Here is a 12,968-nt window from a genome sequence, read left to right as displayed (position 1 = left end):
TACAAAAACTAATTTGAAATGGCTTTAGAAATGATGTCTTTAACTTCGCTTAACATCATCGCCGTTGCGCCCCAAACCACATGATTATTGAGATAAAACGCAGGAACTTGCACTTTTTTCATGTAAGAAGTTGTCAGCTCTTGTTGAATAACAGCACGTTCCGATAGAAAATCCGCCAAAGCGACCTCAATGATGTCGGCTACTTCGGAAGCTTGTGGAATGAATGTAGGTGTTTCATGAAGAATTCCAATAAAAGGATGCACCACAAAATTGCTTGGCGGAATATAGGTGCTTGTAATTTTTCGAACAATTTCTATGCGTTGTCCCTCTACGCCTACTTCTTCTTCCGTTTCACGCAATGCTGTAGCTTCATGATTAATATCATCAGGTTCCGTTTTTCCACCAGGAAATCCAACTTGATTGGAATGCACACCATGATAGGTTTTACGAAGAATTAAGACAAAATTGGTTTCTCTAGCTGCGTTTGGATAAAACAAAGCCATCACCGCAGAAGTACGTGCATTTTTCATGCGAATTTCTAAACGTTCAAGCTCCTTTTCGCGCATAGCAGGTGCCATTTTCAATTGCGAAGAAATGCCTGGAAGCGGGATTTTTGTTATTTTTGGAAGGATTTTTTTAAAATTATCAAAATTCATCTATGAAAAAGATTTGTCTTGTATTGATTGTTACATTCCTTGTATTTGGTTGCGAAGATACTAAAACTTCTACACCCAAATTGAACACTTCTGAAAAAACAGACACGATAAAGACGGTAACAAAAACACCAGAAAAAAAGAAGAAGAAAAAAGAAAAAGAAGTCAAAATTACCAACGACAATGTACTCGATTATATGCTTGAATACGGCAAAAACAATCCTGAGCGAAAAGTACGTATCAAAACTGATTTTGGCAATATAGACTTAGAATTATACGAAGAAACACCGTATCACAGAGCTAATTTTATCATGCTTGCCAAACGCAATTATTTTGAAGGCACACAGTTTCATCGTGTGGTGAAAGATTTTGTGATTCAAGGTGGAAACTCTGATGGTTGGAGCATTGCTAAAAAACGCCAGAAGATTGGAAAATATTTGCTTCCGCCAGATACCAAAAAAGGATTCAAACATGACAGAGGCGTTATTTCAATGCCTAGTGGCGATATTGATCGCGCTTACAAATATGCGTCGCCATACGAGTTTTTTATCGTTCAAAAAAAAGGTGGAACGCATCACCTTAATGGTGAATACACAGCGTTTGGAAAAGTGATTTCAGGAATGGATGTGGTGGATGAAATTGCCAACCAGCCAACAGATAAAGGCGAATGGCCTAAGAAAAACATCATGATTCGTGGTGTAGAAGTACTGGATTGAACCATCTGGATACGCTTGTAAATTTTTTGATACGCTTACAAAGTTTTCTATTGTTTTGTGTGATATTTTGATAGCTTTGCGCAAAATTAATTTTAAACATATTTATGAAAAACTACACAAGTGTATTGCTTCTCTTCTTTTTGATGACTTCCGCTAGTCTTCTTGCTCAAATTAACTTTGAAAAAGGCTATTTTATTACCGAAAATGGTCAAAAAACCGAATGTTATATTAAAAACGAAGATTGGATTAACACTCCTTCAAAATTTGAATACAAGCTTACCCAAAACGGTGAAACTAAAATTTTACGAATACCCAACTTAAAAACGGTTGTCATTGAAAACGCGTTCAAGTTTGAAAAACATACCGTTCCTTTTGACAATTCGGATAGAGATGTTTCAAATTTAAAATTTGACAGAACTCCCGATTATGAAGACACTACATTACTATTAAATGTCTTATTGGAAGGAAAAGTAGATTTATACGCCTACAGAGATCAAGACAAAAAAGCATTCTATTTTAAGAAAGAAAACGGAACGCTTGAACCGCTGATTTACAATGTATATACTAACGAAAATCGTGATATTTTATACAACAAACGCTACCAACAACAATTGTTGACCGAATTTCCATGCACAGGAATTACAGAAAGAAAAGTGATTCGTGTAGATTATAAAAAAGGAGATTTACTATCATTTTTTAAAGATTACAGCGAATGTAAAGGAGAAACTGCAGTACAATTTAGCAAGCCCAAAAAAGGAACATTTCACATCAAAGTCTTTGCGGGAGCCTACAACACAAGTGCTACTACAGATTTAGGAATATCTGCTTTCTTTGCTAAAGGTGTAGATACGGAAGCTACTTGGTCGCCAACTTTTGGAGCTGAATTTGAATATATCTTTCCTTTCAATAAAAATAAATGGTCCGCATTTATAGCGGCTAATTACAGTTCATATGAAGGTGAAGGTGAGTTTTTGGATTTATCTGTGAGAAGAAATTTCAAGCTTGAATACAGCGCGATTCAAATTCCGATTGGAGCTCGTCATTATATGTTTTTAAATGATACTTCCAAGTTGTTTTTAAGCGGTGCTGTGGTGTTTGATATTTTATTAGATGCTAAAGGAAGTGGAAACGTGACCATTGAAAAAGATGATTTTGGTGCCAATGCAGGACTTGCGTTAGGATTGGGATATTCGTACGATAAATATTCTATAGAAGCTAGATATCTTCCAGGAAGAAACCTGTTAGATAATGGTTCGTTATCGAGATCGGAATTGAAACAATTTTCCATCACTATAGGCTATACTATTTTCTAAAAAAACATAGAAAATATAAAACTCAAAAACTGTTTGAAACTAATTGGATGAGATGCTGAATCAAGTTCAGCATGACGTTTTAAAAGATTTCAAACAGTTTTTTTATGCTTGATAAATGGTGGGTAATTGTATTTTGAATTTTACCACAACCAAGCGAATTGAAATCACCATTGCTGCCGTAAAAATGTAGATTAAATCTTCTTCAAGTCCTAAATATTTCAGTGCAAAAAAGGTAGCGCCGCCTACCAAACAGGCTGTAGCATAAATTTCTTTTCGAAAGATGACGGGAATTTCATTACATAAAATATCACGAATCACACCACCAAAACTCGCGCTCATTGTTCCCAATGCAATACAAATGATAGGATGTAAATCGGCAGAAATTCCTTTTTCCACACCAATAATGGTAAAAACGCCCAATCCGATTGTATCAAACAAGAATAATGATTTTCGGAGTCGGTTCAGTTTTTTTCGAAAGATAACCGCAAACACAACCGCCAATCCAATCGCGTGCACATAATTCAAATCGTTCATCCAGCCAACGGGAGTTCTTCCGATAAGCACATCGCGTAAGGTTCCGCCGCCGACAGCTGTAACAAAAGCGATGATAAAAATTCCAAACGGATCCATACGTTTTTGCATCGCTACCAAAACGCCCGAAATCGCAAAAGCGAAAGTTCCTATAATATCAATTGCGTAAAAAAGCATTACATGTTTTGAGTGTAAAAGTTATAATCTTTTATCACAACGTCGATAAAAGGAATGGTCGCTTTGTCCGATTTGGTTTCCATTACTTGTTCAACCTTTGTGCGTAATTTGTTCAATGTTTCAAAATCTTTAGACTTTTTGGCAATGAGATACGTTTCTTTGATGATTCGCATATCGTTATCAGAAAGATTAATCACTGAAGGATATTGCGGTTTGTAATCTTCTTTTAGGTCTTCCAAAATGGTATGTGAGATGGAAATTTTATTTTTTCGTGAAATTACAGCAGTTCCAGCACTCATATCGCCCAAACGTTGTCCTTTATCGCTCATTATCACACTAATTAATGCAACAAAACCGAATAGGATATTTAAATCGATCATTCTAAAAATCCAGCGAATAAAATAATCGAGAAACGACGCTTGAAAGCCATCAATTTTCACCACTTTTATTTTCATGATTTTTTTTCCAACCGTTTGTCCTTCCCACAAAGACTCTAACACTAAGGTATAAATTAACGCAGGAAAAGCCAACATGGTGTAAATGGCAACTTCTGACCAATAGTCCAACTCCATAACCCATCTTTCATCACCAAACATTAAATTAAAACACCAAATAATTCCTAAAACATAGGCAATTTTAATCACCCAATCAATCACACATGCCAAGACACGTTCGCCCACAGACGACAATGTAAAATCGATATTTACATTTTGCGTAGTATTAATTTGTATCTCTGACATATTATGTATTATTTTAGCGTATCTATGAGAGAAGTTGCATTTATCAAGCAAAATAAAGAAAAATGGTTGAACTTTGAAAAAACCATTTACAATAATCAGTTTAAAAATCCTGATGAACTTTCATCCTTGTACATTCAGTTAATGAATGATTTGTCGTATGCACAAACCTATTATCCTAAGAGTAAAACCATTAGCTATTTAAATCAGCTAGCGGCAGCAGCTTTTCAACGTATTTATAGAACCAAACGCACCAAAACAAATCGCATCGTCGAATTTTGGAAAACGGAAGTTCCGTTGATTGTGTACGAATATCGTCGCTATATTATGTATGCTTTTATCATTTTTGGCGTGTTTATTACTATCGGAGCTGTTTCTGCTGCGTACGATGATTTATTTGTTCGTTTTATTTTGGGAGATGGCTACGTCAATGAAACTTTAGAAAACATTCAAAGCGGCGATCCTGTAGCTATTTACAAAAATGGCAGCAATTGGGGAAGCTTTATCGGTATTACCTTCAACAACCTACGTGTAGGCATGCTTTGCTTTATTTTAGGCGTGTTTGGCGGCATAGGAACAGGATATATTCTTTTAGTCAATGGCACTATGTTGGGTGCTTTTCAATACTTTTTCTATCAGCAAGGCGTTTTGTGGGAAAGTGTGCGCGGTATTTGGATTCACGGTGCGATGGAAATTTTTGCAATTTTCATAGAAGGTGCCGCAGGATTCATCTTAGGAGCTAGCATTTTGTTCCCTAAAACCTATTCGCGAATGGCTTCCTTTAAAATTGGCCTAAAAACAGGAATCAAAATCCTAATTAGTACATTTCCTTTTACTTTTGCCGCTGGTGTTTTAGAAGGCTATGTGACGCGATATTCCAATATAATGCCCAACTGGCTTTCCGTAGGAATCATTTTAATTACCTTAGGAATCATCTCTTATTACTATTTAATATATCCACATATTGTACATAAAAAACTAAAAACACATGTTGCAACTATATAAATCGAGAGACTTCGCACTGTTTTTTAAAGACACGTTTGCGTTTATAAAAATGCACGGAAAGCATTTTTTCAAAAATTACCTTTTAGTAAATGGGCTTTTTTTGCTAGTGCTCATTGTCATGAGTTTTATTCTGTATATGGAAGTTGCAGAATTACAAGCGTTGGGCTTGTTAGATGAACGTAATCAAAGAGAGTTTATTAGATATCTTGGTGACAATTCCAATATTTATGTTCCATACGGAATTTTATACATTTTGATCAGTGCGTTTGTTGGAATCTTAAATTACGCGTACATTCCACTGTATTTTAAACTGTACGAGAAACACAAAGGTGCTAATTTTACCAACAAAGAAATTTCAAAAGAACTATTTGCCAACTTCGGCAGACTCATCAAGTTTTTACTAGTGACGATTTTAATTTCCATTCCGCTCATGATTGCAGCCGCTATTGTGATGGGAATTATGGCAATAACGTTCATCGGAATTCCTTTCATCGTCTTTGTCGTAGGGTTGATTTCGCTATTTTACCATTCTGCTCTAATGGAATACATGAAATACGATGACAAAAGTGTATTTGATTGCTATGGATATAGTTTGCAACTATGTTTTCAACAATTTTTTCCTAGCATCGGAGCTGTTGGAATATTCATCTTAATGATTATTATTTTTCAATATGTATATTCTTTTCTTCAAGGAATAGTATTGTACTTTTTAGGAGTTCCTTTTATAGAAAATCCTATGTTTTTGAGCGACTTAGATAAAACTTCATTGGTATTTATCATTGCGTTTGCATTGCAAACTGGTATGTATCTGTTTAATTTTTTAACTTCGGCTACACTGCAAATTCATCAAGCAGTTGTGTATTACAGTTTAAAAGAAGACCGCGAAAACATTCACACACAAGATACTATTGACGATATCGGGAGAAACTAATATTCATGCCGCAACTTTTTAGAAACATATTTTTTATTTTTTCCCTTTCGGGAATGTGCTCGCTGTCATTACATGCAGCACATATTGCTGTGGCAGAAACTACATTCATAGAGCAGCAAACACCTGTACAAAAAGATGATTCGTACGTTGAGCCTAAAAAATATGATGCCGATTTTAAAGAACGGTACGCTAGTGAAGAATTCGAATACAACCAAGAACAAAAAGAAGCGGGTTGGTTATCAAATTTTGGAGATTGGCTCGAAGCTACGGTGCAAGATTGGTTTGACTTTGGCACACGAAAAGAAGCTTCTGAATTCATACAAAACGCGCTCAACATTTTCTATGTCATCATCATCATTTTAGTAGTGTTTTTTATTGTAAAAACGATGATGAACGGCGAAGGTCGCTGGGTTTTCGGAAAACGCTCCGACCGACGCATTATTCGTCACGAAGATATTGACACGAATATTCACAGCGCCGATTTCAACAAACTGATTCAAGAAGCTACTGCAAATGGTGACTACCGATTGGCAATCAGATATCAATACCTCAACATGTTAAAGCAATTAAGTGCTGCTGAAATCATTGCATTTGACCCAGAAAAAACAAATCTCGATTATACGTACGAAATCAAAGAGGAAGCACTACGCGAACAGTTTCAATACACTTCATACGTGTACAACTATGTTTGGTATGGTGAATTTGATATCAACCAAGCACAATACGAAAAAGCCCAAGAATCGTTTACTGTTGTCCTTAAAAAAGCTGCCGCATGAGTAAACGATTGAAAATATATCTGGGTATTTTAATTGCCATCATCATGATAGCTGGATTTATGGGCGTTTCCAAACCAACACCTATCGATTGGCGAGAAACTTTTGATGAGCGACAAACCAAACCGTACGACTTGCAAGTGTTTCACAAAGAGTTGGAACATGTACTCCCAAAAGGAAAAGTTACCAACGTTTACAGAACTCCTTATGAGTTTATCTACAACAATTACGATTTTGAAAAATACGAGTATAAAATCAACGGAACCTATGTGAAGATTGCCGATGCGTTTTTTACGGACTTTAGTTCTGTGAATGAATTATTCGATTTTGCTACCGAAGGAAACACCATATTTGTATCTGCGAGAGACATGCCAGAGTATTTGCTAGATAGCTTGGGCGTGTATATTAACTATGAATTTCGTTCGGAAAGTAAAGCAACCTTATCATTTGCCAACAATCGTTTACGCGATAAAGACATCACCGTTGAAAAAGGCATCAAAAACCACCATTTCTTATACATTGATTCCTTAACCACCACGGTATTAGGCTATCAACAATTTGAGAATGATTCAACACAAACCAAATACACTAACTTTATCAAAGTTCCGGTAGGTAATGGTGCATTTTTACTGCACACGCAACCGTTGGCGTTTACCAATTACATACTTTTAAAAGACAATCAGCATCAATATTCGGAAGGTGTGTTGGCATATATTCCAAACAAAGACGTATTTTTTGATTCTGCTTATAAAGTCACCGCTGCTGATGGTACCAACGAAGACTCAAGATTGCGCTTTATAAAATCGCAACCGCCATTGCAATGGGCGTGGTACTTAGCGTTGATTTTCTTGGTAATTTTTATTCTGTTTAATGCCAAACGAAAACAACGCATTGTAAAAATTGTAAAACCACTGGAAAATACGACGGTAGACTTTACCAAAACCATTGGAAATCTATTCTATGAAACGAAAGATCATCAAAATGTGGTACACAAAAAAATAACCTATTTCTTAGAATATTTGCGCACCGAATATTTTTTGGACACACAAGTGCTTGACGAAAAGTTTAGCAAACGCTTGCATCAAAAATCTGGGAAATCGTTAGAAGAAACCGAACGACTCGTCAAACTCATCAACATATTGCAAAAGAAGCTCTTTTTTGATGAAGATGACGTATTAAGAATCACCGTTGCCATTGAAAAATTCCGCAACAAAAACAATTAAATTAGTAACTTACACACGTAAATAACATATATGGACTTTACAGGAGAAACGAACGAACACGAAGCACAATCAGAGAATACGCCGTTGTCATTTACCAACCGAATTGATTTGACCGAACTACAAGATGGCATTCAAAAAATACGAGAAGAACTCTCAAAAGTCATTGTAGGACAAAAAGGAATGATTGACATGCTCATCACCGCACTACTTGCCAAAGGACATGTGTTGATTGAAGGTGTGCCAGGTGTTGCCAAAACAATTACAGCAAAACTATTGGCAAAGTCACTCACCGTAGATTTTGGACGTATTCAGTTTACGCCAGATTTGATGCCAAGTGACATTTTAGGAACGTCTATTTTCGACATGAAAAAATCTGAATTCGAATTCAGAAAAGGGCCTGTATTTACCAATATGTTACTCATTGACGAAATCAACCGTGCGCCAGCAAAAACCCAAGCCGCTTTGTTTGAAGTGATGGAAGAGCGACAAATTACTATGGACGGCACCAAATACAATTTAGACGCGCCATTTATGGTGTTGGCAACGCAAAACCCCATTGAGCAAGAAGGAACCTATCGTTTGCCAGAAGCACAATTGGACCGTTTTCTATTTAAAATCAACGTGGAATATCCAAACCTAGAAGAAGAAATAGAAATCATTGCCCGCGAACACGATTTGAAAGACGAGAAAAAAGTAGATAAAATCAGTGCATTTCTTAGTCAAACACAAATCACCAAATACCAAGCCTTGGTCAATGATGTGGTGGTAGAACCGCATTTATTGAAATACATTGCCGAAATCATCATCAACACGCGCAACAATCAATTCCTATACATGGGCGCTTCTCCGAGAGCTTCTATTGCCATTTTAAAAGCATCTAAAGCGTATGCCGCTATCAACGGACGCGATTTTGTTACACCAGAAGACATCAAAAGTGTAGCCGTACCTGTGTTGCAACATCGTATCATTGTAACGCCAGAACGCGAAATGGAAGGAATGACATCCAAGCAAATCATCAATCAAATCATACAAACTATTGAGATTCCTCGATAGGTTATAACCTGAAATTAGGCAGCAAGTGCAAGTCATCAAAGATTTTTTTAAATCCTTATACATCAGAGATCGTTTCTTTTACATATCTCTCGGAATTATCATGTGCTTTATCATCAGCTTTATTTTTCCGAAGCTTTTCTATGTTTCGAAACTGTTGCTGCTTGTTTTTTGTACGTTTACCTTATTGGATATTTTTATTTTGTATCTCGCTAAAACGGGAATTTCAGCCACACGTCAATTGCCCGATAAATTCTCCAACGGTGACGAAAATGATATCTTTTTACGAATGGAAAATTATTATACGTTTCCGATATCCGTACGAATTATTGACGAAATTCCAGAGCAATTTCAAGTGCGCGATTTTTCTATAGAAAAAAAGATAAAAGCATCCAGCGTAATTGATTTAAAATACAAATTACGACCAACCGAACGCGGCGAATATATTTTTGGAAAACTCAATGTATATGTGCAATCCGTATTGGGATTGGTTGCGCGTCGTTTCTACTTTGACAACGAAGCAATGGTGCCCACCTATCCTGCGTTTTTGCAATTAAAAAAGTACGATTTGCTCGCCATTGGAAATAATTTGACGATGTATGGCATTAAGAAAATTCGCCGTATCGGACATACGATGGAATTTGAGCAAATTAAAGAATATGTGATTGGCGACGATTTGCGAACGATTAACTGGAAAGCGACGGCAAAACAGCGACATTTGATGGTGAATCAGTATCAAGATGAAAAATCGCAACCTGTGTATTCGGTGATTGACAAAGGTCGTATGATGAAAATGCCGTTCAACGAATTGAGTCTGCTCGATTATGCCATCAACGCCACGCTAGTGATGAGCAACGTGGTCTTAAAAAAGCAAGACAAAGCAGGCATGTTTACCTTTTCTAAAAAAGTTGAAAACACGGTGATTGCCGAAAAACGCAGTTCGCAAATGAACCTTATTTTGGAATCGTTGTATAATGTTAGCACAGACTTTTACGAATCTGATTACGGACGTTTGTACGGACATATCAAGCAAACACTGAAACACCGAAGTTTGCTGTTGTTGTACACCAACTTTGAAACTATGGACGGACTCAACCGTCAATTGCCGTACTTAAAAGGAATTTCCAAAAGTCACTTGTTAGTCGTAGTTTTCTTTAAAAACACCGAACTCGACGAACTCATCCACAGCGAAGCAACCACCATTCAAGAAGCGTACGACAAAGTCATCGCAGAAAAGTTCTCTTTCGAAAAGCGCTTAATCGTCAACGAATTGAAAAAATACGGAATTCATTCCATTTTAACGACTCCTGAGAATTTGACGATTAATGCCATTAACAAGTATTTGGAGATGAAAGCGCGTGGGTTGGTGTAAAAAATTAATAATATTTAAGAGTCCTTTGGTTTAAGTATGAGTATATATTCTTTAATTTTGTTTATTAATCATTTTTCTTAATTCCTCTACCGTAGGTAGTTTTCCGTTTATTTTTTTATGAAGCATTGAATGGCAATTTGGACAAACAGGAATTAAATGGTGTATATGAATAAAGTCAGTTCCTATTTCCCCATAAATATCTTTAAAATTCATACTCCACTTCAAAGTACTGTTCCATTGAATAATTAACCATAAACACTTGAAATTTAGCTAAAAGTGTTTGGTATTCTTTTGCTGATAATTGTATGGTTCCGTTGGTTGCTGTTTTGAAAACAGACTCGTTATCAAAGAGTGCTGCTATTTTTGACGCATTGGGTAAGTTACTGTTTGCAAAAGATGAAAAAGACTTTTCAGAGGCTTTCTTTACCAAGCTAGCTGAACCATCTGTATTTTCATGAATCTCATATTGTAATTTAATAGCTCCTTTAGCAAAAGGCTCGCATCCACAATCAGACCAACCACAGGAACAGCATTGACATTTGGGTTTGCTGCCTGAAGGACATTCTACAGAACATCCACCTTCACAACTGCATTTTCCACCGCCTTCACTAATATAATATTTTATAAAAGTTGCTTTCTCTTCGTTGCTAAATGCTTTGAAATTTGATTTTGTGACATTATGAAGATTTTTACCGTTTGCCAAATCCACTTCAAATACATGTGCATGTGACACATCATTTGTGTGATGTTGTAAATGTTCATGTGCTTTTCCTACTGTATGCTGTTCTGAAGTACTATCATTCTCATCACTGCAACTATATAGTAATACTAAGGACATAAAAACGATTAATAGCAAGCTTTTACTACTCTTTTTATTCATAAGCTTAAAATCTTTCCGTAAAAGTAGTAAAATAATTACAATATACAATGTGGTTTCCCGTAAACGGACCATACAAGGCTTTACTTTCTATTTATATCTTTTCAGCTATATCTTGATAAGTTTTATAAAACATCAAATAGTTTCAACCAATTCCTCTTTATCTTTCAATCAAAACTTCAAGAGCTTATCAAACTTTAATACCTATTAAAATAAAGTTTAATACGTATTAAAGTTACTTTTAATAGGTATTAAAAATATTTTTACAGCTAAAGAACAAAGTCAATGTACTTGAGAAAATCTTTAAAATAAGCTGAATCATTAGAGAAATCATCAAGTTCTTTCAGAAGAATGCAACACATTGCGAAGCAAGATTAGACATTTGTTAATTGTTGTGTATTATTTAAAAACAAAAAAGTGTATGGTTTTACCGTAAGTTATTAGTTACAAAATAATTTATATTACTAGTATTATTAACCAAAATACTTATATATCATGTTAAAAAACATTGCAAATCTTTCAGGAAGTAAAGTCATTGAAAAATCTAAACAAAAAAACATTGCAGGTGGGTATTATCCTCCATATTGTACAAGAGACAGCGACTGTCCAGGCGGAAGATGTATTGGCGGCTGGAGATGTGCTTACTAAATTCACATTCTAGCTAATGTAAAAAAGCTGTATAAGAAGTTTTATAGGATATGTATGCTTCTTATGCAGTTTTTTTGTGTTATAGGTTTAGGAGTAAAAATTAAAACAAATCGACAAAAAACAACCAAAAGCGGAGCGCCCCAAAACCTAACACCTAACACCTAACACCTAAAACCCAACCCCCAACAACAACTCATCCCCAAAAAACAACAATCCAGTATTTTATTTTGTGTAACGAAACGCATTCTTCGCACTTTTGAACTGTCGTTAGGATAATTAGGCTAAAAGTCATGAATCAAGAATCAAGAGCCATGAATCAAGAATCAAGAGCCATGAATCTAGACCAAGACCTAAAACCTAACAACTAGCAACTAGCAACTAGCAACTAGCAAAAACAAATCAATAAACAATTACTATTATGAAAAATGTACTTTTAATCGCCGTTTTTATCGCAGGACTTTTTACAAGCAATGCACAAACTACTTCTGAAGAAGGTGTTACTATTACCGTGACTATTGACAAAGTGAAAAGCAATAAAGGGAAAGTATTGTTTGCTTTGCATACGGAAGAAACCTTTATGAAAACAAAACCTATACAATCCGCCGCTAGCGAAATTGAAGGGAATAAAGTCAAAGTAACCTTTAAAAATGTACCGAAAGGAACGTATGCTATTACCTGTGTACATGACGAAAATGACAACGGGCAAATGGACTTCGAAGATAGTGGAATGCCAAAAGAAGATTACGGAATTTCAAACAATCCGATGAGTTATGGACCTCCACAATTTGACCCAGCTAAGTTTGAAGTGAAAGATACAGATGTTACTTTAAAGATTGTATTGTAATAGCTTACTAAACTTTAATAATCAACCGTAAAAGAGAAAAGCGACACCAAATTGGCGTCGCTTTTTCGTTAAAACTAACCTAATACATATATTATTATGAAGTTTTTGCCATACAGCG

14 protein-coding genes are annotated in these 12,968 nt (G+C 35.7%); 10 read left to right on the top strand and 4 right to left on the bottom strand.

The features are described 5' to 3' along the window. Window positions 1-8 precede the first annotated feature (8 nt). Window positions 9-656 carry an NUDIX hydrolase gene (locus C8N46_RS07515; RefSeq protein WP_108114272.1) on the bottom strand — a complete coding sequence of 216 codons (648 nt, stop codon included), beginning with the start codon at window positions 654-656 and terminating at the stop codon, window positions 9-11. Between the two features lie 2 nt (window positions 657-658). On the opposite strand from C8N46_RS07515, the gene C8N46_RS07510 reads away from it, so the two are divergent. Continuing rightward, the gene (locus C8N46_RS07510; RefSeq protein ID WP_108114271.1) at window positions 659-1,369 is read left to right on the top strand and encodes a peptidylprolyl isomerase; all 711 of its coding nucleotides are present in this window, start codon (window positions 659-661) and stop codon (window positions 1,367-1,369) included. 104 nt (window positions 1,370-1,473) lie between these two features. Beyond that, entirely contained in the window at window positions 1,474-2,682 is a 1,209-nt protein-coding gene (locus C8N46_RS07505) for a porin family protein (RefSeq protein WP_108114270.1), read from the top strand. 102 nt (window positions 2,683-2,784) lie between these two features. On the opposite strand, the gene C8N46_RS07500 is transcribed toward C8N46_RS07505, so the two are convergent. Beyond that, a complete protein-coding gene (locus tag C8N46_RS07500; protein WP_108114269.1) occupies window positions 2,785-3,390 on the bottom strand; it encodes a trimeric intracellular cation channel family protein in 606 nt (201 codons plus the stop codon). Further along, entirely contained in the window at window positions 3,390-4,130 is a 741-nt protein-coding gene (locus C8N46_RS07495) for an RDD family protein (protein ID WP_108114268.1), read from the bottom strand. Before C8N46_RS07495 ends, C8N46_RS07500 begins: the two co-directional genes overlap by 1 nt. Window positions 4,131-4,154: 24 nt before the next feature. On the opposite strand from C8N46_RS07495, the gene C8N46_RS07490 reads away from it, so the two are divergent. From C8N46_RS07490 to C8N46_RS07465, 6 genes are all read left to right on the top strand, one after another. Continuing rightward, on the top strand, window positions 4,155-5,132 hold the full coding sequence (locus C8N46_RS07490) for a stage II sporulation protein M (protein ID WP_108114267.1): 978 nt from the start codon (window positions 4,155-4,157) through the stop codon (window positions 5,130-5,132). Then, window positions 5,116-6,063 carry a hypothetical protein gene (locus tag C8N46_RS07485; protein WP_108114266.1) on the top strand — a complete coding sequence of 316 codons (948 nt, stop codon included), beginning with the start codon at window positions 5,116-5,118 and terminating at the stop codon, window positions 6,061-6,063. The genes C8N46_RS07490 and C8N46_RS07485 overlap by 17 nt, the downstream gene beginning before the upstream one ends. 5 nt (window positions 6,064-6,068) lie before the next feature. Beyond that, window positions 6,069-6,839 (top strand): DUF4129 domain-containing protein, encoded by a 771-nt coding sequence (locus C8N46_RS07480; protein WP_146169756.1) that lies wholly within the window; start codon window positions 6,069-6,071, stop codon window positions 6,837-6,839. Beyond that, window positions 6,836-8,059, top strand: coding sequence for a DUF4350 domain-containing protein (locus C8N46_RS07475; protein ID WP_108114264.1), 1,224 nt, complete (start codon window positions 6,836-6,838; stop codon window positions 8,057-8,059). The genes C8N46_RS07480 and C8N46_RS07475 overlap by 4 nt, the downstream gene beginning before the upstream one ends. A gap of 30 nt (window positions 8,060-8,089) precedes the next feature. Next, a complete protein-coding gene (locus C8N46_RS07470) occupies window positions 8,090-9,112 on the top strand; it encodes an AAA family ATPase (protein ID WP_108114263.1) in 1,023 nt (340 codons plus the stop codon). A gap of 100 nt (window positions 9,113-9,212) precedes the next feature. After that, window positions 9,213-10,481 (top strand): DUF58 domain-containing protein, encoded by a 1,269-nt coding sequence (locus tag C8N46_RS07465; protein WP_108114262.1) that lies wholly within the window; start codon window positions 9,213-9,215, stop codon window positions 10,479-10,481. Between the two features lie 202 nt (window positions 10,482-10,683). Here the strand turns inward: C8N46_RS07465 and C8N46_RS07460 are convergent, their stop codons facing one another. Further along, window positions 10,684-11,361: a hypothetical protein gene (locus C8N46_RS07460; RefSeq protein WP_146169755.1), complete on the bottom strand. Its 678-nt coding sequence runs from the start codon at window positions 11,359-11,361 to the stop codon at window positions 10,684-10,686. Between the two features lie 492 nt (window positions 11,362-11,853). Here C8N46_RS07460 and C8N46_RS20405 point away from each other — a divergent pair, with 492 nt between their 5' ends. Together C8N46_RS20405 and C8N46_RS07455 are read left to right on the top strand one after the other, a co-directional pair. Next, a complete protein-coding gene (locus tag C8N46_RS20405; protein WP_158269101.1) occupies window positions 11,854-12,006 on the top strand; it encodes a hypothetical protein in 153 nt (50 codons plus the stop codon). Between the two features lie 418 nt (window positions 12,007-12,424). After that, window positions 12,425-12,850: a DUF2141 domain-containing protein gene (locus C8N46_RS07455; RefSeq protein ID WP_108114260.1), complete on the top strand. Its 426-nt coding sequence runs from the start codon at window positions 12,425-12,427 to the stop codon at window positions 12,848-12,850. The last annotated feature ends 118 nt before the right edge of the window (window positions 12,851-12,968 follow it).

The sequence above is a fragment of the Kordia periserrulae genome, assembly GCF_003054265.1.
In the GTDB taxonomy this organism is placed as follows: Bacteria; Bacteroidota; Bacteroidia; order Flavobacteriales; family Flavobacteriaceae; genus Kordia; species Kordia periserrulae.
The sequence above is the reverse complement of the archived record's forward strand: the minus strand, read 5'-3'. Positions and strand labels throughout refer to the sequence as shown.